The organism is Streptomyces sp. NPDC048521 (assembly GCF_043199855.1).
Lineage (GTDB): Bacteria > Actinomycetota > Actinomycetes > Streptomycetales > Streptomycetaceae > Streptomyces.
In genome coordinates this window covers 42409-61733 of sequence record NZ_JBICWR010000008.1, presented here as the reverse complement: position 1 = coordinate 61733, position 19325 = coordinate 42409, and the positions used below count along the sequence as shown (strand labels likewise).

The 19325-nt window shown below is 70.9% G+C and carries 15 protein-coding genes, 2 tRNA genes and 1 pseudogene; 11 read left to right on the top strand and 7 right to left on the bottom strand.

The window, feature by feature from the left end; all coding sequences use genetic code 11:
* Window positions 1-114: 114 nt before the first annotated feature.
* Window positions 115-873 (top strand): IclR family transcriptional regulator, encoded by a 759-nt coding sequence (locus tag ACGFRF_RS20010; protein WP_393741651.1) that lies wholly within the window; start codon window positions 115-117, stop codon window positions 871-873.
* Window positions 874-960: 87 nt separating this feature from the next.
* Window positions 961-1034: transfer RNA gene (locus ACGFRF_RS20005), tRNA-Lys, on the top strand.
* 75 nt (window positions 1035-1109) lie between these two features.
* Here ACGFRF_RS20005 and ACGFRF_RS20000 read toward each other — a convergent pair.
* The 5 genes from ACGFRF_RS20000 to ACGFRF_RS19980 form a co-directional block, all read right to left on the bottom strand.
* Entirely contained in the window at window positions 1110-1574 is a 465-nt protein-coding gene (locus ACGFRF_RS20000) for a DUF3592 domain-containing protein (RefSeq protein ID WP_393741649.1), read from the bottom strand.
* A 95-nt stretch (window positions 1575-1669) separates the two neighbouring features.
* Window positions 1670-2092, bottom strand: coding sequence for a hypothetical protein (locus ACGFRF_RS19995; RefSeq protein WP_393741647.1), 423 nt, complete (start codon window positions 2090-2092; stop codon window positions 1670-1672).
* A 105-nt stretch (window positions 2093-2197) separates the two neighbouring features.
* Window positions 2198-2803 (bottom strand): lytic polysaccharide monooxygenase, encoded by a 606-nt coding sequence (locus ACGFRF_RS19990; RefSeq protein WP_393741645.1) that lies wholly within the window; start codon window positions 2801-2803, stop codon window positions 2198-2200.
* A gap of 114 nt (window positions 2804-2917) precedes the next feature.
* Window positions 2918-4051, bottom strand: coding sequence for an SPFH domain-containing protein (locus ACGFRF_RS19985; RefSeq protein ID WP_393741643.1), 1134 nt, complete (start codon window positions 4049-4051; stop codon window positions 2918-2920).
* Window positions 4052-4373: 322 nt separating this feature from the next.
* Window positions 4374-5672 (bottom strand): peptidoglycan-binding protein, encoded by a 1299-nt coding sequence (locus tag ACGFRF_RS19980; RefSeq protein ID WP_393741641.1) that lies wholly within the window; start codon window positions 5670-5672, stop codon window positions 4374-4376.
* Window positions 5673-5859: 187 nt separating this feature from the next.
* On the opposite strand from ACGFRF_RS19980, the gene ACGFRF_RS19975 reads away from it, so the two are divergent.
* The 5 genes and pseudogenes from ACGFRF_RS19975 to ACGFRF_RS19955 all read left to right on the top strand — a co-directional run bounded on the left by ACGFRF_RS19975 (window position 5860) and on the right by ACGFRF_RS19955 (window position 12276).
* Window positions 5860-5933, top strand: a tRNA-Lys gene (locus ACGFRF_RS19975).
* A 183-nt stretch (window positions 5934-6116) separates the two neighbouring features.
* Window positions 6117-6440, top strand: a pseudogene (locus ACGFRF_RS19970) (GntR family transcriptional regulator); the annotation flags it as partial.
* 313 nt (window positions 6441-6753) lie between these two features.
* Complete coding sequence (locus ACGFRF_RS19965; RefSeq protein WP_393741639.1) at window positions 6754-8781, top strand: glycosyltransferase family 2 protein; 2028 nt, start codon at window positions 6754-6756, stop codon at window positions 8779-8781.
* Window positions 8778-10715: a galactose oxidase-like domain-containing protein gene (locus ACGFRF_RS19960; RefSeq protein ID WP_393741637.1), complete on the top strand. Its 1938-nt coding sequence runs from the start codon at window positions 8778-8780 to the stop codon at window positions 10713-10715. Before ACGFRF_RS19965 ends, ACGFRF_RS19960 begins: the two co-directional genes overlap by 4 nt.
* Window positions 10716-10809: 94 nt before the next feature.
* A complete protein-coding gene (locus ACGFRF_RS19955; RefSeq protein ID WP_393741635.1) occupies window positions 10810-12276 on the top strand; it encodes a sugar transferase in 1467 nt (488 codons plus the stop codon).
* A gap of 19 nt (window positions 12277-12295) precedes the next feature.
* On the opposite strand, the gene ACGFRF_RS19950 is transcribed toward ACGFRF_RS19955, so the two are convergent.
* Window positions 12296-13267 carry a GDP-L-fucose synthase family protein gene (locus ACGFRF_RS19950; protein WP_393741633.1) on the bottom strand — a complete coding sequence of 324 codons (972 nt, stop codon included), beginning with the start codon at window positions 13265-13267 and terminating at the stop codon, window positions 12296-12298.
* A gap of 105 nt (window positions 13268-13372) precedes the next feature.
* Between ACGFRF_RS19950 and ACGFRF_RS19945 the strand changes: the two genes are divergently transcribed.
* The 4 genes from ACGFRF_RS19945 (at window position 13373) to ACGFRF_RS19930 (ending at window position 17957) form a co-directional block, all read left to right on the top strand.
* Window positions 13373-13894, top strand: coding sequence for a putative colanic acid biosynthesis acetyltransferase (locus tag ACGFRF_RS19945; protein ID WP_393741631.1), 522 nt, complete (start codon window positions 13373-13375; stop codon window positions 13892-13894).
* Complete coding sequence (locus ACGFRF_RS19940) at window positions 13891-15006, top strand: glycosyltransferase (RefSeq protein ID WP_393741629.1); 1116 nt, start codon at window positions 13891-13893, stop codon at window positions 15004-15006. Before ACGFRF_RS19945 ends, ACGFRF_RS19940 begins: the two co-directional genes overlap by 4 nt.
* Before the next feature lie 42 nt (window positions 15007-15048).
* Window positions 15049-16092: a GDP-mannose 4,6-dehydratase gene (gmd, locus tag ACGFRF_RS19935; protein WP_393741627.1), complete on the top strand. Its 1044-nt coding sequence runs from the start codon at window positions 15049-15051 to the stop codon at window positions 16090-16092.
* A gap of 335 nt (window positions 16093-16427) precedes the next feature.
* Complete coding sequence (locus ACGFRF_RS19930) at window positions 16428-17957, top strand: fibronectin type III domain-containing protein (protein WP_393741625.1); 1530 nt, start codon at window positions 16428-16430, stop codon at window positions 17955-17957.
* Here ACGFRF_RS19930 and ACGFRF_RS19925 read toward each other — a convergent pair.
* Window positions 17954-19192 (bottom strand): glycosyltransferase, encoded by a 1239-nt coding sequence (locus ACGFRF_RS19925; RefSeq protein ID WP_393741623.1) that lies wholly within the window; start codon window positions 19190-19192, stop codon window positions 17954-17956. The genes ACGFRF_RS19930 and ACGFRF_RS19925 overlap by 4 nt on opposite strands.
* Window positions 19193-19325: the final 133 nt, after the last annotated feature.

The following is a 19325-nucleotide window of genomic DNA, read 5'->3' as shown; positions in this document are numbered from 1 at the left end:
CACAATCTCGCCAACCCCCTCTCCCCGGCGGGCGCTTGGCGGCTATCGTGGAGACGATCCGCCGACCGGATCCGCGGCTTCGCGGCCCAGACAGCGAGCGCAGGGGGAAACACCGTGGCGCTGATGCACGAGCCGACCGCCCCGTACCACTCCGCCCAGGACGCTCTGCGCGTGCTGGAGACCGTGGCATGCCACTCCGCCGGCGTCACCGACACCGAGCTGGCCCGCCACACCGGCCTCGACGCCGAGCGGCTCACCACCCTGCTGCGCATGCTGCGCCGCGAGGGCTACGTCGAGCAGATCGCCGACGGGGCGTACGTCACCGGTGACACCCTGCGCCGCCTGACCTCGGCGCACGACCGCGAGCGGGCCCTGCGCGACAAGCTCCAGCACACCCTGGACCGGCTGCGGGACTCGGTCGGCGCGGCCGTCTACATCAGCCGGTACATCGACGGCGAGGTGAAGGTCACCCAGTACGCCGCCGGGCCCGGCACCCCGGCGGTCAACGAGTGGGTGGACTTCCGCTACTCGGCCCACGCCACCGCCGTCGGCAAGAGCCTGCTGACCCAGCTGGACCACAACGCGCGCCGCGACCACCTCTCCCGGCACAAGATGGCCCGCCTCACCTCGCGCACCATCACCAGCGACAAGCTGCTGCTGTCCCGCCTGGAGTCCCAGCCGCCGACGGTCCCGGTCCTCGACCTCCAGGAGTACGCCGTCGGCACGGTCTGCGCGGCCGTCCCGATCACGGCGGGCTCGGCCGTCGGGTGCCTCGCCGTGTCCCTCCCGGTGGAGCACGCGCACCGCCTGAAGCACGCCGCGGACACGCTCAACCGCAATGCGGCACCGGTCCTGCTCTCGCTGACGCTCTAGGAGCCACCCGGGTGGTCACGAGCACCCCTCGGAACCAGGTAGTATTTTCTTCGTCGCCGGCCGCGAAGAGCGGGCGGCGGGAGTCATGCGCCGCTAGCTCAGTTGGTTAGAGCAGCTGACTCTTAATCAGCGGGTCCGGGGTTCGAGTCCCTGGCGGCGCACGGATGAGGGGCCCCTCGCGAGAGCGAGGGGCCCTTTTCGTCGGGGAGGTGCCGCACGCCGTCGGACGGCGAGGATCACGGCATCAGGCCGGACGATTCCGTGAACATCATGTGGGCGACGGTGATGAAGCCGGCGCAGAAGGTGGCGGCCACGCCGAGGAAGGTCAGCCCGAAGCCCGTGGTGACGACGAGCTTGCCGCGGGAGGGCGGGAGCGCGGTGGCCCGCCGGGGCTGCTCCGGCAGGTAGCGCACGGTGACGAAGTCGCCCTCGAGCACGGTCGCGGAACCGCCCTCCTCGTCGAACCGGACCGTGCGCCCCTCGCGGGTGGCGAACTCGTAGACGTGGTGCACGGTGGTCCGCACGGACGTGTCCCCGCCGCCCCCACTGGTCGTGGTGTACATCCGCAGGCAGCGCGCCCGCGCCGTCAGGCCGTGCGCCCATGTCCTGCTGAGCCGCCGGGCACGGCGGACCAGCAGGTACGCGGCGAAGCCGCAGCCCGCGATCATCAGGGTGGGTACGGCGTAGAAGATCAGCTCCATGAGTGCCCCCGAGGTCGGTACCCCGGCCTCGCTCGGCCGGCGTGCCAGGAACGTACCCGGCCGGCGGGGTGGCGTGTCTCAAGGGAAGCTCAGTATCAGTACCGGGACAGTTCGATCCACTCGTGCACCAGGAAGATCGCGCAGGCCGCGAGCACGACCAGCCAGACGACCGTGATCGCCATGTCCCTGCCGGGCCGCGGCTCGGAGGCCGTGGCCTTGTCCGGCTCGTGCGGGGCGTAGTGGACGAGGACCTGGTGGCCCTCGGTGCGGTCGCGCGGGCCGCCGCTCTCCTTGAAGCGGACGGCGCGGCCGTCCTGCGTGGTGAAGTCGTACTCGTGCCACTGCACCCGGCGGGCCACGTTGTTGACCAGTTGCGTGGTGGACCAGGCCCGCACCACCCGCGCCTGCGCGGTCAGCCCGCTCTCCCAGGCCGCGCGTCGCTGCCGCGTCCGGCGCACCAGCGCCACCGCGGACCAGACGGCGAGGCCGAGCAGGCCCAGCATGGATATGTTGAACAAGGCGTCCACGGTGCGCGTACCCCCGTACGTCGGTTGCCGGACTCACGTGCGCCGGGAACCGGAAACCCCCGGCGCCGGCGCACGCGGACCTTACCCGAACGGGGTTCAGAAGGTGACGTCGGAGCAGGCGTAGAACGCGTTGCCCGTGTCGGCGATCGTCCACACCGCGAGGATGACGTGGTGTCCGCTCAGGCCGGACGGCAGGGTGCCGCTGTGGCTGAGCGTGGCCGGCGGGCGCTGCCCGTTGTACGGCACCGTCAGGAACGGGGTGAGGTTGAGGTCCGAGCGGGAGAGGGCGTGGTTCTGGTTCCAGCCCGGCTTGGTGACGTAGTACTTGAAGTCCGTCGTGGCGTGCATGGCCGTGAACTGCCACCGGAAGGTGTACGACTGACCACCCGTCACCCGGGTGGTCGGCCAGGCCCCCCCGGACGGGGTCTTCGGCGCGCTGAGCTGGGCGAACTGGCTCAGGCCGCCGTTGCAGAGCTGGCCGTCGGCGGGTCCGGCGGCCGGGAAGCCCTTGGGGCCCTCGACGCTCTGCGGCTCCCACTGGATCGGGCCGCAGTTCGCCACGGTGCCGTTCTGACAGAGCTTCTGCCTGCTGATGGGGAGGTCGGTGTAGCCGTGCCCGCTGGCGCCGCCGGTGGAGAGCGCGAAGGCTCCGGCGGTCACCGCACCCAGCACGACTGCGGACAACTTGGTCTTGGTGCGCATGCTGCCGCTCCTGGAGAACGTGGGGAGTTCAGTGAGCTGTGCAGAGGGTAGGTCTAGACCAAGTCTCAGGCTATTACCCGTAGTTGAACATGTCCATACCAATTGCAGGGCCGGCTACACCGGTTCCCCGCGCCCCGAGCAGAACGCCACCGTCAGGTCACGGACCAGCACCTTGCGCTCGTAGTCGTCCAGTTCGACCAGCCCGCGCATGGTCAGCCGGGTCACCGTGTCCTCCACCGAGTCGACCACCGAGGTGAGCATGCTGGCCCGCTGCCGCGCGTCCAGCGCGGCGATCCGGCGCCGATGCATCGCGGCGGCGACCTCGGGGGCGTACTCCACCCGGACCGGCTGCACGGAGAACACCTCCACACCGATCCCCGCGGCCTCCGTCGCCACCAGCCGGGTCAGCGCGTCACCGGCGGCCGTCACCCCGCCCCGCGTCCCGCCCGCCGGCTCCACCGGCACCCGGGCCAGCGCCGCCTCCACACACTCGCGCAGGTACGCCTCGTGGTCCTCGATGCCGAGCGTGGCCCGTGCGGTGTCCCGCACCCGCCACACCACCAGGACGACCACCCGTAGCGCCATGCCGTCGGGGTCCGCCGCGGCCATCGTCTCGCTGCGCCAGTGCCGCAGCCGTACGTCCACCCGGCGGCGCAGCACCAGCGGGTTCACCCACAGCAGCCCGGTGCGCCGGACCGTCCCGCGGTAGCGGCCGAACAGACCGAGCACCCAGGCCCGACCGGTCCGCCCCCGGGTCAGCCCGCCGAAGCCGACCAGGCCCAGCGTGCCGGCCCCGGCGTACGCCGCCCACTGCGCCGGACCGAGGCCGGTGCCCGTGTACGCCCGCAGGCCCAGCGCCTCGGCCGCCAGCGGCGGGAGCAGCCCCGCCCACCAGGTGGCGCCCAGGCACCCGGCGATCCCGCAGGCCCCGGCGAGCAGCCCGGCCGCCCCCGGCAGCGCCCGCGCCGGGCGCTCCACCAGCTCCGGATCGGCCTGCGGGAGGGGCCGTCTGCGCACCGGGACCGGGCGCCTGGGGCGGGGTTGCTCGCCGGTGCCCTGCCGACGGCCCACCACGGCCGGTTTGAGCGGCACCTTCACCGGGTCGAGGTCGTCCCGGAAGAGCAGGTGGACGGGGATCTCGGTGGTCGCCTCGTTCTGGATCAGCCGGACGGGACGGGTGCCCGCGGTCGCGGCACCCTCCGGTTGCCCCTCGGATTCGGGTGGGGTGTGTGACGTGGTCGTACTCATGCGTGCCTCCAGCCTCCGCGCCAGATGCGTCATGAACAGGGGATGGGGTGTACAGGGGGCCGGGCCGGCCTGATGACCTGGGCCTGCCCGGACGATCGGGCCCGCCCGGGGTGACCGAGACCTGTCGGGGTGATCGAGTGCGTATCGGGGTGATCGAGTGCCTGTCGGGGTGATCGGGTGCCTGTCTGGCCGGTCGGGGCCGGGCCGGGTGACCGAGACCTGTCGGGGGTGATCGGGTGGCTGTCGGGGTGATCGGGTGCCTGTTGGGGTGACCGAGTGCCTGGCTGGCCCGGTCGGGGCCGGGCCGGGTGCTCGGAGCCGGCTAGGCGAACAGCCGTCGCCAGGTCTCCGGGCCCGGGTAGCCGTCCGCCGCGCCGCCCCGCCAGCCCTGGGTGCGCTGGAAGGCCTCCACGGCGCGCCGGTCCGCCTCGCCCCAGTGCGGACCGGGCCCCAGGGCGTAGAACCTGCCGAATCCTTTCTTTGCGAGTTGAACACCCAGCTGGGTGATGTAGTCGTTGGTCGCCCCCGGTCGGAAGAAGTTCCGGCCGGGATAGCCGGGCACGCCGTGCGAGGCCGGCCGGCCCGGACCGGCGCCGCCCGGGGCGATGTCCTCGCCCTTGCCGGTGACGAGCAGCTCCCAGGTGCGCGGGCCGGGCAGCCCGTCGGCGTCCGCGCCCGTCCAGCCCTGGGCCAGCTGGAACGCCTGGGTCGCCCGCCGGTCCGCCTCGCCCCAGACCGGTCCGGGACCCTGGGCGTAGTACGAGCGGGCGCCCCTGGCGATCAGCAGCTCGCCGAGCCGGGTGACGTACTTGTTGTCGGCGCCGGGACCGAAGTAGGCCGCGCCGGGGAAGGGCGCCTGCTTCTTCCCCCCGGCCGCCTTCGCGCCCGCCGCGCCGGCGCTCACGCCCTTGTAGCGGTAGGGCACGTAGGCGTCGGCGTTGCTCCAGTAGGGGTAGGGGGTGGTCTGCCGGCGGGTGTGCGGGGGCGTCTGTTCGTAGGCCGTGTAGTAGGTGTGCGTGTGGTCCGTCCAGCCGCCGAAGATCACCACGTGCGAGCCGCTCTGGGGGTTGTCGGGGTTGTGGTACAGCAGGATGTCGCCGGGCTGCAGCTCCTCCTTGGTGATCTTCACCCCGAACTGGTCGAGGCTGCCCGTCCACTCGTTGCCCGGCAGCCCCCAGGCCATGGAGACATAGCCCGAGCAGTCCTGCCGGTATCCGTCGGACCAGTAGTCGGTCATGCTGTACGGCACCTTCGCCGCCACCCAGATCTTGGCCCGGTTGATGATCTCGGTCCGGGTGGTGGCGGGGATCGGTTCCGTGCCGGGCTCGACCGGCTTGCCCGCCGGGCCGTGCAGCGGGGACTTGACGCCCTGGGGGGTGGCGGGCTCGCCGTCCCCGGGCACGGCCTCGCGGTGCGGCGAGTGGCCGGCGGTGTGGGCCGCGGCCGGAGGAGTTATGCCGAGGGCGGCGGACGCGGCGGCCACGACCACGACCGCGCAAGCGGCCGGGTGGCCGCCCAGGCGACCGGGCGACAGGCGGGGGCTCACCCGACGCCAGTGGACACAGCCGGGGCAGCCGCAGTCGCTCGCGGGGTCGAATTCCTCGAACACCGGAGCGGTCATGCGATCTGCCTCACATTCAGGGTCGATTTGTCCGCGTGTGTGCACGTTGATCAGTTTCCCAAGTGTCCCCGGGGCGCGCATGTTGACGGTCCGAATGATGTACGCGGGCCCACCGGGGCCCCGCCGAGCCGCCCGGAGGTGGTCAGGAGCACCCTTCCAGGTCAGGTAGAGTTCTCTTCGTCAGCAGGCGCCGCTAGCTCAGTTGGTTAGAGCAGCTGACTCTTAATCAGCGGGTCCGGGGTTCGAGTCCCTGGCGGCGCACGATGACGATGGCGAGCCACGTCCGCACCCAGCGCGGATTCGGCTCGCCATCTCTGTTTCCGCGCGGCTCCGCCGCGCGCGGCGGAGCCCGCCGCCCACACAGCCCCTGCCGCGGTCGCCGGAACAGGGCCCTCCCCCGATCGGCCGGATGCGCTCTCGCCCCAGCAGCCCGGGATCGCCAGGAGCGGATCGACAAGCCGGCTGCATCACGCCGGCCGGCTGCCGGAGGCGGACCTCGTTGAACCGAACGCGCTCGTGGACCGTATGGAACAGGAGGCCGCGGAAGGGGCCGGCCTCCCGAGACCGACCGCGCCTTTCACGCCACCCCTCTACCGGGGGCCGGCCGACGTGCGGCCCAGCGAGGTGCTGGACACGGTCCGGTCCGGTGATTCCCTGCGGGCGGAGGAGGCCGTAAGAGACCACTTCGGCAACGTCCGCACCCGCCTCTCCACCACCGGCGCACCCCAGCCTCCCGCGTCCCTCGCGCGCCACAATGAACGGGTTTGACCGGTAAACAGCGCGTTTCGCATCTTGCGATCATGCTGAACACCGTAGAACCCTGGTTGTCCAAACCGCCGCCGACCGGCGGCAGTTGGGGGGAAAAGACCGGTTGCTCACCGGCGGGGAGGGGGCCCCGTTCATGAAGCGATGCCGAGGGGGGCATCATGCAACCGGAAGGTCGTCGTCCCGTGTCTAGAGGGTGGGCAAAACGTGGTGACTGCGACCCACCACCGACTCCGCACGCGCGGGCCAAGGGGAGCCGGCCGGGCGGGCAATGACCGACGAAACACGCGTTGACCTGCGTGTGGGGGGATTACTCATGACGTCGACGCCGCCGGGCGCCGCACCGAGCCACGCTCACGACGACCCGTCACAGACCACACAGCTCAGGGCGATCAGCCACCGGACGGGCCAGTTCCGCCGGATCGAGAAGAGCCTGCCGAGATACGACTACGAGCACTACAGCCGGCTCGCGGGACCTCTTACCCAGCCTGACCCGACCAAGCCGTACACGGTGCAGTACCGGTCGCTGCTCTCGCAGGAACCGCACCGGATACGCGCCGCGCTCATGCTGGGCGCGGCCCCGGTGCTCTCCCTGGTGCTGCTGTTCTGGCTGCTGCAGCCGGAGCACTGGACCGAACGGGACTACCCCGCCTACGACTTCCTGCCGGCCCTGGACGTCGTCATGCTCGTCTCGATCGGCCTGATCGAGTTCTTCCGCTGCATGAACGTGCTGTCCAACGCGCACGCCACGCTCGTCGCCCGCGACCCGGTGCCGGTGGTGCCCGAGACCGGCACCCGCGTCGCCTTCCTCACCTCCTTCGTGCCCGGCAAGGAGCCGCTGGAGATGGTGACGAAGACCCTGGAGGCGGCCGTGAAGCTGCGCCACCGGGGCCTGATGCACGTGTGGCTGCTGGACGAGGGCGACGACCCGGCCGTCAAGGAGGTCTGCGCCCGGCTCGGCGTGCACCACTTCTCCCGCAAGGGCGTCGCCCGGTGGAACCAGGCCAAGGGCCCGCACCGCGCCAAGACCAAGCACGGCAACTACAACGCCTGGCTCGAGGCGCACGGCGACCAGTACGACTTCTTCGCCTCCGTCGACACCGACCATGTGCCGCTGCCCAACTACCTGGAGCGGATGCTCGGTTACTTCCGCGACCCGGACGTCGGCTTCGTCATCGGCCCGCAGGTCTACGGCAACTACGACACGTTCGTCACCAAGGCCGCCGAGTCCCAGCAGTTCCTCTTCCACGCCCTGATCCAGCGCGCCGGCAACCGCTACGGCGCCCCGATGTTCGTCGGCACCTCGAACGCCGTGCGGATCAAGGCGCTCAAGCAGATCGGCGGCCTGTACGACTCGATCACCGAGGACATGGCCACCGGGTTCGAGATGCACCGGGCGAAGAACCCGGCCACCGGCCGCAAGTGGAAGTCGGTGTACACCCCGGACGTGCTGGCCGTCGGCGAGGGCCCCGCCGCCTGGACGGACTTCTTCACCCAGCAGATGCGCTGGTCGCGAGGGACGTACGAGACGATCCTCAAGCAGTACTGGAAGGGCTGGTTCTCGCTGCCGCCGGGCAAGCTCTTCAACTACACGATGATGATCATCTTCTATCCGATGTCGGCCCTCAACTGGATCCTCGCGGCGCTGAGCTGCGCGCTGTTCCTGGGTCTGGGCGCATCAGGTGTGAACATCGACCCGACCGTGTGGCTGATGCTGTACGGCAACGCCTCCGCTCTGCAGATCGGCCTGTACGTCTGGAACCGGCGGCACAACGTCTCCCCGCACGAGCCGGAGGGCTCCGGCGGCGTGGCCGGCATGGTGATGTCGGCCCTGTCCGCGCCCCTCTACGCCAAGGCGCTGATCGACTCCCTGCTGCGCCGCAAGAGCAAGTTCGTGGTCACCCCGAAGGGCGATTCGGCGAGCCCGGACACCTGGTTCGCGACCTTCCGGTACCACTGGTACTTCATCGTGATCTTCGGCGCGTCCGTCGTCGCCGGTCTCGTCCTCGGCCACTCGCACCCGGCGATGGTGACCTGGGCCTCGTTCGCCATGCTCATCACGGCCTTCCCGATGTTCGTCCGGCGCCATGAGATGCGGCAGGCGAAGAAGACGCCCCGGCACGCGGCGGGTGCGCTCGCACCCGCGCCCGCGCCGGCCCCGGTGTCGGTGCCGGCCGGACCGCAGGACGCGGTGCCCGCGCAGTACGCGGCCCGCGCGGCGCACGCCCCGCAGCAGCGGCCGAGCTGGGTCGCCCCGCACGGCGGGCCGGGCACGGGCCCGGACGGGGACAACGAGCAGACCATGCAGATCGCCCTTGGTGGACTTGGGGGACGTAAGGAATGAAGGACCAGGCCGGCCGCCGTCGTGCCCGTCGACTCGCGACAGGCACGGCGGTGGTCATCGCGCTGGCCGGGATGAACGGGCCGTGGCTCTACCGCTTCGGGACCGAGCACTACCACCAGTACAAGATCAACAAACCCGAGTACAAGGCCGCGAACGGCCACTGGGACGTCATCGAGTTCCCCGAGGAGTACCGCCAGGACACCATCCACGCGGCGCTCCTGCACACCGGCAAGGTGCTGCTGGTCGCGGGCTCGGGCAACAACCAGGACAACTTCGACGCGAAGAAGTTCGACACCCGGCTCTGGGACCCGGTCAAGGGCACGATCAAGAAGATCCCCACCCCCAACGACCTGTTCTGCACGGGCCACACCCAGCTGGCCAACGGCAACCTGCTGATCGCGGGCGGCACCAAGCGGTACGAGAAGCTCAAGGGTGACGTCACCAAGGCCGGCGGCCTGATGATCGTCCACAACGAGAACCCGGACAAGCCGATCACGCTGCCCGCGGGCACGAAGTTCACCGGCAAGAGCAACGGCAGGACGTTCGTGTCGAAGGACCCGGTGCTCGTCCCGCGCGCGAAGAAGGTCTTCGACCCGAAGACGGGCGCGTTCCTGCGCAACGACCCGGGCCTGGGCCGGATCTACGTGGAGGCGCAGCGCAGCGGCACCAAGTACGAGACCGGTACCCAGGACAATTACCGGATCCAGGGCCTGACCGGCGTCGACGCCCGCAACACCTACGGCATCGCGCAGAAGCTCGCCCTCGACAAGAAGGACTTCCAGGGCATCCGGGACGCCTATGAGTTCGATCCGGTCGCCGAGCGGTACATCAAGGTCGACCCGATGAACGAGGCCCGCTGGTACCCGACGCTCACGACCCTGTCGGACGGCAGGATCCTCAGCGTCTCCGGGCTGGACGACATCGGGCAGCTGGTGCCGGGCAAGAACGAGATCTTCGACCCCAAGACCAAGAAGTGGACGTACACGAAGAAGGTCCGGCAGTTCCCGACGTACCCGGCGCTGTTCCTGATGCAGAACGGGAAGATCTTCTACTCGGGTTCGAACGCGGGGTACGGGCCGGACGACGTGGGCCGGGAGCCGGGGATCTGGGATGTCGGCACCAACAAGTTCACCAAGCTGCCGGGGCTGGGTGACGCCGACAGGATGGAGACGTCCGGGACGGTGCTGCTGCCTCCGGCCCAGGACGAGAAGTACCTGGTGATCGGTGGCGGCGGGGTCGGCGAGTCGAAGCTGTCGAGCAAGAAGACGCGGCTGATCGATCTCAAGGCCGGCAATCCCTCGTTCGTGGACGGTCCCGAGCTGGAGAAGGGGACGCGGTATCCGCAGTCCTCGATCCTGCCCGACGACACCGTGCTGGTGTCCGGGGGCTCGGAGGACTACCGGGGGCGCGGCGACTCGAACATCCTGCAGGCGCGGCTGTACCACCCGGACAGCAACAGCTTCACCCAGGTCGCCGATCCGCTGGTGGGGCGGAACTACCACTCCGGGTCGATCCTGCTGCCGGACGGGCGGGTGATGTTCTTCGGGTCCGACTCGCTGTACGCGGACAAGGCGAACACGAAGCCGGGGAAGTTCGAGCAGCGGATCGAGATCTACACGCCGCCGTACCTGTACCGGGACTCCCGGCCGACGCTCGGTGGCGGTCCGCGGACGATCGCCCGGGGCGCCTCGGGGACGTTCACCTCGACGCACGCGGCCGGCATCAAGAAGGCGCGGTTGATCCGGCCCAGCGCCTCGACGCATGTGACGGACGTGGACCAGCGGTCCGTCGCCCTGGACTTCACGACGTCCGGCGACAAGATCACGGTGACCGTGCCGAAGAACCGGAATCTGGTGCAGTCCGGCTGGTACATGCTGTTCGTCGACGACGACCAGGGGACGCCGTCGAAGGCGCAGTGGGTGAAGGTCCCCTAGCCGAAGTATGACCATCCGTCATGAATACGCACTAAATAAGGATGAGTGGGTTAAACATGACATAAGAGAAAGCGTCCCGGCGGCAGGGAGAGCCATGCAACGGTTCGGAGTCGACGCGTCACGGCAGACCGCTCCGTCGCATCGGCCGATCACGCGGACGGACGCGCAGGTCCGCTGGTGCGGACTCGTCGCGGCCGGCGCCGACCTGGTCGCCGCGGCCCTGCCGGTGGCGGCGGCCCTCCACGCGGTGGGAGAGGCCCACGCCGCGCACCAGACGGCGGTGGCCGCGCTCACCTGGCTGCTCGTGGGCGTGATCGGCAAGCGCTATGTCCGCTGGGTCTGGAGCGAGGGCGGCCCCGTCGGGCCGGTGTTCCGCGACTGGCTGGTGCTGCTCGGCATCCTCGCGCTGCAGCGGGCCCTGTTCGGTCTCGGCAGCGTGTCTGCCGTGGCGGTCGCCGCGCTGCTGCCGTCGCTCGCCGTCGCCATGGTCGTCCGCAAGGCGATCCACCACTATCTGCGGGCCCAGCGCCGGGACGCCCGGGCGCTGCGCCGGGTACTCGTCGTCGGGGAGGCCGGGACGGTGGACGCCGTCATCGGCCGGCTCGCCCAGCGCACGGATCACGAATACGTGGTGGTCGGCGCCTGTCCCGTGGGCGAGGGCGAGGTGCCGGCCGGCGTACCGGTGTGTGTCCGGCTCCGCACGGACGGGCCGGACGGCACCGGCGAGGACGACGCGGCCGTGGTCGCGGCGGCGGAGGAACTCGGCGCCGATCTGGTCTTCGTGTCCCCGGGCCGGCATCTGTCGGGGGACCGGCTCCGACGGCTGTCCTGGGCCCTGCACGACCGGGACTGCCCGCTCATGGTGCTGCCCGGCGTCGTCGAGGTGGCCCGGCGCAGGGTCCGGCTCACGACGGCGGCCGGGCTCACCCTGCTGCACATCGCGCCGCCCGCCCGCCACGGAGCGCAGACGTTCGCCAAGTCCGTCATGGACCGGCTGGTCGCGCTCCTCCTCGTCGTCGCCCTCGCGCCGGTGTTCGGTGCCCTGGCCCTCGCCGTCCGCCTGGGCTCACCCGGCCCCGTCCTGTACCGGCAGACGCGGGTGGGCAAGGACGGCGTGCCGTTCCCGATGTGGAAGTTCCGGACGATGGTCGTCGGCGCGGACCGGATGAAGAGCGGTTTGGAAGAGGCCAACGAGAACGACGGTCACATGTTCAAGATGCGCCGGGACCCGCGCATCACACGCCTGGGCCGCGTTCTGCGCCGCCACTCCCTGGACGAACTGCCCCAGCTGGCCAATGTGCTGCTGGGCCACATGTCGCTGGTCGGCCCCCGTCCGCCCCTGCCCGAGGAAGTGGCCCGCTACGACGCGGTGGAGCGGCGCAGGCTGAGCGTCAAGCCGGGCCTGACCGGGCTGTGGCAGGTGAGCGGACGGTCCGAACTGTCCTGGCACGAGACCGTCTCCCTGGACCTGCGCTATGTGGACAACTGGTCCTGCGCGTGGGACATGAGGGTGATGGCCCGCACCGTCCGCGCGGTACTGGACGGACGCGGCGCCTACTGACCCGGTGGGTTCCGCCGGTTCAGACGCGCACCGCCGCCGGGTGCGGAGCCGGTGGCTCCATGGTGCTCAGCCAGGAGGCGTAGGTGGCGGCGATGCCGTCGCGCAGGGCGATCCTCGGCCGCCAGCCGAGGGCGGTCATCCGGGAGACGTCCAGCAGCTTGCGCGGCGTGCCGTCCGGTTTCGTCGGGTCGACGGCGATCCGTCCCTCGAACCCCACGACCTCCGCGACGACCTCGGCGAGTTCACGGATCGTCAGGTCCTGTCCGCACCCGACATTGACCGGCTCCTCGCCGTCGTACCGGCGCAGCAGTGTCACACAGGCGTCGGCGAGGTCGTCGACGTGCAGGAACTCCCGGCGAGGGGTACCGCTGCCCCAGAGCACGACCTCGTCGAGCCCGTAGTGCTTCGCCTCGTGGAAGCGGCGGACGAGGGCCGGCAGGACGTGGGAGGACTCCGGGTCGAAGTTGTCCCCGGGGCCGTACAGATTGGTCGGCATCGCACAGATGTACGAGGAACCGTACTGCCGCCGGTAGGACTGGACCTGGACGATGCCGGAGATCTTGGCCAGTGCGTAGGCCTGGTTGGTCGCCTCCAAGGGGCCCGTGAGCAGGGCGCCTTCCCGGATGGGCTGCGGTGCGAGCCTGGGGTAGATGCACGACGACCCCAGAAACAGCAGCCGTCGTACGCCTGCGGCGTGTGCAGCCGGGATCACGCTGAGCTGGATCCGCAGGTTGTCCTCGAGGAACTGCACCGGTTGCGTGCTGTTGGCCATGATGCCTCCCACCCTGGCCGCGGCGAGGACGACCGCGTCCGGTCGAACGTCCCGCAGGAACGTTGCCGTCGCGGCGGCGTCACGGAGGTCGAGCTGTGACCGGGACCGGGTGAGGACCTCGTGTCCGTCCGCCTGGAGACGGCGGACGAGCGCGGAACCGACGAGCCCCCGGTGGCCGGCGACGTACACACGGGCAGGTGTGGCGAGCAGTTCTTCCATATGGCCGAGTCTGCCAGCAACACGCATGTATGTACCGAATTGCACCGTTACTTCCTGGAAACTCGCCCCAGAGTCATCGTTCGGATCTCGGGGAGGACTGCCGCCGTGGAGCGTTCCCTGCGTGGGTTCACCGGAGCCGGTTACGACAAGGGACGCCCCCCGCTGGTGCAGGTGGCCTGGTTCGCCGTTCTCCATCTCGTCTTCGTCAAGTGGTGGTTCCCGGCCCGCTGGCGGCCGGCCGTGCTGCGGGCCTTCGGCGCGCGGGTCGGGCGACGGGTGCTGATCCGGCACGGCGTGCGGGTGCACTGGCCGTGGCGGCTGGAGATCGGCGACGACGTGTGGATCGGCGAGGGTGCCTGGCTGCTGAACCTGGAGCCGATCACGATCGGCAGTGATGTGTGCGTCTCCCAGGGCGCCTTGCTGTGCACGGGAAGCCACCGGCGCGCCAGCCGTACCTTCGAGTTCGACAACGGGCCCATCCGGCTGGAGCCGGGGGCCTGGGTCGCGGCACGGGCGGTCGTGCTCCGCGGCGTCACGGTCGGGCGCGGCGCGGTGGTGGGCGCCGCCGCGGTCGCCCACCGCGACGTCGGTCCGGACACGGTGGTCACGACGGGAGCCGTGGCATGAGGGTCGTCCACGTGGTGACGCTTGTCAGCGACGACGGGGCGTACGGCGGCCCGACCAGCGTGGCGACCGGACAACTGCAGGAGTGCGCCGCGCGCGGCCACGAGGTCACACTGGTGTCCTTGTGGCGGGGCAGGTCCCGGGCACCGGCGCGCATCGGCACGGTGCCGCTGCGGACGCGTCCGGCCCGCGCCCTGCTCCCCGGACGCTTCACGGGGCTCATGCACCCGCTGCTCGTCCGGGATCTGTGGCACGCTCTGGGCCGGGCGGACGTGGTGCACCTGCACGCCGGCCGGGACCTGGTCTCGCTCACCGCTCTCGCCGTGGCCGTGCTGCGCCGGAAGAGGTTCCTCACCCAGACGCACGGCATGGTCGAGCCCCGGCGCGCGGCCGTGGTCCGGCTCTTCGACCGCCTGTACGTGCCGCTGCTGCGCCGGGCACGCGGCTGCCTGGTGCTCACCGACCGGGAGCGCGTGGCCCTGGCCGAGGTAGTCGGCCCGGACGGTCCGCCGCTGCTCGTCCTGCCCAACGGGGTGCGGCCGCAGCGCCGTGGCGGCACGGAGGAACCCCTCCGGCGGGACCCGGAGGTCCTCTTCCTCGCCCGGCTGCACCCCCGCAAACGCCCCGAGGCGTTCGTCGAGATGGCCGCGCTGGTGCACCGGCGGGTTCCGGGGGCACGGTTCAGCCTGTACGGGGCGGACGAGGGGTCACTGCCGGCGGTGCGCCGGCTCATCACGGCCCGGGGGCTTCAGGACGTCGTCTCCTACGGCGGGCCCCTGGCGTACGACGAGGCGCTGCGCGCCCAGTCCAGGGCCGCCGTGTATGTGCTGCCGAGCGTCGACGAGCCGTTTCCCATGACGGTCATCGAGGCCCTCGCCGCGGGCACCCCCGTGGTGTGCACGGACACCTGCGGCATGGCGCAGGAGCTGGCGCGCCGGGGTGCGGGGCTGGTCACCGACGGCAGTCCGCGGGCCCTGGCCGACGCGGTGTGCGAGGTGCTGGCCGACGAGGGCAAGCGCCGGTCCCTGGTGTCCGAGGGGTGGCGCGCGGTCGAGGAGGTCTTCTCCATCCACGCGGTCACGGACCGGCTCGAAGGGTTCTATCGGCACCTCTGACGCGTCGGCCGTCGGAGGAATGTTCCAACTTAAGGAGAGCGGGTGACTGTCAAGACAGCCCTCATCACCGGTATCACGGGTCAGGACGGTTCGTACCTGGCGGAGTTGTTGCTGGAGAAGGGCTACCGGGTGCACGGAGTCGTCCGCCGTGCGTCCACCTTCAACACCCAGCGCATCGAGCATCTGTACCGCGATCCGCACGACGCCGGCGCACGCCTGTTCCTGCACTACGGCGACCTCACCGACGGGACCCGGATCGCGGGCCTGCTGGAGCAGGTGCGGCCGGACGAGGTCTACCACCTGGCGGCCCAGTCACATGTGCGGGTGTCGTTCGACGAGCCCGAGTTCACCGGCGACACCACGGGTCTGGGCACCACACGGCTGCTGGAGGCGATCCGCAGGACGGGGCTCGACTGCCGCTTCTACCAGGCGTCCAGCTCGGAGATGTTCGGCGCGACACCGCCGCCCCAGCACGAGCGCACGCCCTTCCATCCCCGCTCGCCCTACGGGGCGGCGAAGGTGTACGCGTACTGGATGACCCGCAACTACCGTGAGGCGTACGGCCTTTACGCCGTCAACGGCATCCTGTTCAACCACGAGTCCCCGCGCCGCGGCCCCACGTTCGTGACCCGGAAGGTGGCCACGGCCGCCGCCCGGATCAAGGCCGGTCTGCAGGACGTCGTCCACCTCGGCAACCTCGACGCCCGCCGGGACTGGGGCTACGCCGCCGAGTACGTGGAGGCGATGTGGCGGATGCTGCAGCAGGACCAGCCGGACGACTACGTGGTCGCCACGGGCACCAGCTACAGCGTGCGCGACTTCGTGGAGCAGTGCTTCGCCCACGTGGGCCTCGACTGGCGGGAGTACGTGCGTTTCGACGAGCGCTACCTGCGCCCCACCGAGGTCGACGACCTGGTCGGTGACGCCGGCAAGGCGGAGCGGGTGCTCGGCTGGCGGGCGACCGTGCACGCGCCGGAACTGGCCCGGCTGATGGTCGATGCGGAGCTGGCCGGGCTCGGACACGTCCCGGTTCCCGGCGGCCAGGCGGTGGCGGCGCCCGTGCTGCCCACGCCCGTCCGGCGCTGACCCACGGACAGCAGGCGCCGGCCCCAAGGACGAGGGCGCCGGCCCACGAACGAGGGGCGTTCCGCCGGGACCGCCCCTCGTCCGCCGTTCGGACCGGGGGATTCTTCGGTGTGCGAGGTCTCACCTTCGCGGATACGCGCGTCCTTTTGATTAGGGAATTCGAATTCTGGCCACTCGTCGGTGGCCGGGTGCCTTTTCGTCTGCCCGGTTCCGGCTTGCTGTCACTTCATGACATGTCATTCATCCGCCATGCGGGCTCCATACCAGGCCGGAATGGTGATTCGGTGTAAGTTCGTGCTGCTTTTCCGCCCCCACCCTGCAACCCGGGATGTTCCATGCCCCTGAGAAAAAGCACGACGAGGGTCGGCATCACGGCCTGTGCCGCGGCCCTCCTAGCGGCCGCTTCGCTCACGACCGCGTTCGGTTCGGAGACACGCGACGCAAAGACCCTCTCTGCCGCACCCCTGACGACCTGGCAGACGAACGGCATCGTCTGGTCGATCGCCTCCGCACACGGCGTCGTCTACGTCGGCGGCAGCTTCGACAGCGTCCGCCCGCCGGGCGCGCGGCCGGGCGAGAGGGAGGTCGCCCGCAAGAACTTCGCCGCGTTCGACGCCGTCACCGGCAAACTCCTGCCGTGCTCGCACTCCTTCACCAGGGGCCCCGACGACTCCGTACGGGCGCTGGACGTGTCGCCCGACGGCAAGGTGCTCTACGTCGGCGGATCGTTCGGCCAGGTGGACGGGAAGGGAGTGGCCAACGCGGCCGCGATCGACACGGGCGGCTGCTCGCTGCGCAAGGACTTCCGGCCCGTGGTCGAGGCGACCGTCCGGGCCATCGACGCCACCGACGAGGCGGTCTACCTGGGCGGTGACTTCCAGGCCGTCGGCGGCAGATCCCGCAGGCACCTCGCGTCGTTCAGTCCCCGCGGCGCGCTGCTGCCCTTCCGGGCCGACATCGACCGTCCGGTCCTGGCCGTCCTGGCGGTACCCGACCGCGGCAAGGTCATCGTGGGCGGCGACTTCCAGCAGGTCAACGGCTCGGCCGAGAGCGCGCTGGTCGGCCTGGACCCCTGGACCGGCGCGACCGTCGCGTCCTACCCGGACTGGATCCCGCGCGACGTCGTGGGCGTGAAGACGCTGGCACGCGACGGCGACACCTTCTACCTGGGAGCCGAGGGCCAGGGCACGGGAGTCTTCGACGGCCGGATCGCCGGCCGGCTGTCCGACGGGAAGATGCTGTGGAAGGACAGCTGCCAGGGCGCGACCCAGGCCGTCGTCCCGTACCAGGGTGTTCTCTACAGCGCGAGCCACGCCCACAACTGCGATTCGACCCCGGGCGGATTCCTGGACGGCCGCCGCCAGCATTTCCTCGCCAACTCGGCGCGTGACGGGCATCTGCTGCACTGGTTCCCCGACACGGACGACGGAATCGGCGAGTCGAACGGGCCCCGCACATTGGCCATGGTCGGCAAAATCCTCTGGGCGGGTGGTGAATTCACCACGGTCAACGGCAAACCGCAGCAGAGCCTGACGCGTTTCGCCGCCGGACCCGAGAACGCCGCCCCGGAGGGAACTCCCCGGCTCGCGGCGGCGACCACCCGCGCCGGAAAGGTCGCGCTGACCTGGCGTGCCACCTGGGACAGGGACAACGCGGAGCTGACCTACCGGATCTACCGTGACGGCACGCTCGTGGCCTCGCCGAAGCAGCGGTCGACCTGGTGGAACCGCCCGGACATGACGTACACGGACTCCGTCACCCCCGGCTCCCGGCACCGGTACACCATCGCCGTCACCGACGGCAGGAACACCTCGCCCGCGTCGAAGCCGGTCGACGTGACCGCGGCCGCCAAGACGCGCCGCTAACGGGCCAGGGCCTCGGAGAGGAGCGCCGTGATCCGGCCCAGGCCGGCCCGCGGGCTGAGCCGTTCCCGGACGTAGGCGGGGCCGCGCGCGCCGAGTGCGGCCGCGCGGCCGGGGTCCTGGACCAGCGCCCGGACGGCGCCGTACAGCGCCTCCGGATCCTCCGGGGGCACCACGACGCCCGCTCCCGAGCGCCGTACTTCGTCGGCCGTGCCCCCGGTCGTGGTCACCGAGGCCACGACCGGGCGCCCGCTGGTGAAGTAGGACGTCAGCTTGCAGGGCAGGCTCATGTCCAGGACCGACGCCCGCTGGGTGACCGCGAGGACGTCCGCCGCGGCCAGTACGTCGGTGAAGTCCGCGTCGGCCGCGGGCGGCAGCAGGTCCACGTTCGGCAGGTCCGCGGCCAGGGACGCCAGGTGCGCCCGCCGGCTGCCGTCTCCCATGAGCACGACCCGGATGCGCGGGGTCCGGCGCGCCGCGAGCCGCGCGGTGTCGATCAGCACGTCCAGACCCTGCTTGAGCCCCATGTTCCCGGCGTGCAGCACGACGCACTCCTCGTGCCCCCAGCCGAGCCGGGCCCGCACCGTCCTGCGGTCGCCGGTGGGGGCCCCGGCGTGGGTCCAGTTGGGCACGATCCGGACGCGGGCCGTCGGCACACCGGCCGTGGTGACGCGGTCCAGGAACGACTCGTGCACCACGCCGACCAGGGCGGCCGAGCGCAGGATCCGCGCCTCCGTCCCCGTCGCCAGTGACGCCACGCGGCCGCCGCCGGTGATCCCGCTCTGCGCGGCCGCGGCTCCCATGAGGTCCTGCACCACGACCACGTGCGGCACCCCGTGACGCCGGGCGGCGCGGTTCCCGATGACCCCTCCGGCGAGGGACGGCATCTGACTCAGCACCAGGTCCGGTCGGCCGGCGGGCGGCCGGACGGAGCCGTGCGCCAGGAGACTCAGCTCGTAGGCCGCCCTGCGCACCGCGGTCTGCTGCGAGGGGACGTAACCACGGCGCCGGTGGATCCGGACACCGCCGCGGTGCTCCACCATGCGCCAGCGTCCCCGGTAGTCGTCGTGGACGCGCCAGGCCGGGTAGTGCGGCATGCCCGCGAGGACGTCGACCTCGGCGCCACAGGCCGCCAGGTGTTCCGCGATCCCGGTCGAGTAGGGCCCGATTCCGGTGTGTTCGGGCGCGTAGTTGGTCGACACGAGGAGGACACGACGGCCCTCGAGGAGTTCGGACATATTGGCATACTAAGGGGCAAACGCCCTGCGCTCTCCAGCGAAACGCGCCGCAGGTCGATCAATCGCACCTGCCACCTGAGCTATAACTGCCTTGCTCACATTCACTCGGTTTGCCCGTATTTGGCATTGCTTG

What these genes read in the sequence shown, in the direction of transcription:
- ACGFRF_RS19950 (WP_393741633.1), bottom strand. Translation starts at nt 13,267, where the DNA reads ATGGAAGAACTGCTCGCCACACCTGCCCGTGTGTACGTCGCCGGCCAC.
- ACGFRF_RS19925 (WP_393741623.1), bottom strand. Translation starts at nt 19,192, where the DNA reads ATGTCCGAACTCCTCGAGGGCCGTCGTGTCCTCCTCGTGTCGACCAAC.
- ACGFRF_RS19965 (WP_393741639.1), top strand. Translation starts at nt 6,754, where the DNA reads ATGACGTCGACGCCGCCGGGCGCCGCACCGAGCCACGCTCACGACGAC.
- ACGFRF_RS20000 (WP_393741649.1), bottom strand. Translation starts at nt 1,574, where the DNA reads ATGGAGCTGATCTTCTACGCCGTACCCACCCTGATGATCGCGGGCTGC.
- ACGFRF_RS19960 (WP_393741637.1), top strand. Translation starts at nt 8,778, where the DNA reads ATGAAGGACCAGGCCGGCCGCCGTCGTGCCCGTCGACTCGCGACAGGC.
- ACGFRF_RS19955 (WP_393741635.1), top strand. Translation starts at nt 10,810, where the DNA reads ATGCAACGGTTCGGAGTCGACGCGTCACGGCAGACCGCTCCGTCGCAT.
- ACGFRF_RS19940 (WP_393741629.1), top strand. Translation starts at nt 13,891, where the DNA reads ATGAGGGTCGTCCACGTGGTGACGCTTGTCAGCGACGACGGGGCGTAC.
- ACGFRF_RS19930 (WP_393741625.1), top strand. Translation starts at nt 16,428, where the DNA reads ATGCCCCTGAGAAAAAGCACGACGAGGGTCGGCATCACGGCCTGTGCC.
- ACGFRF_RS19990 (WP_393741645.1), bottom strand. Translation starts at nt 2,803, where the DNA reads ATGCGCACCAAGACCAAGTTGTCCGCAGTCGTGCTGGGTGCGGTGACC.
- ACGFRF_RS19980 (WP_393741641.1), bottom strand. Translation starts at nt 5,672, where the DNA reads ATGACCGCTCCGGTGTTCGAGGAATTCGACCCCGCGAGCGACTGCGGC.
- ACGFRF_RS19985 (WP_393741643.1), bottom strand. Translation starts at nt 4,051, where the DNA reads ATGAGTACGACCACGTCACACACCCCACCCGAATCCGAGGGGCAACCG.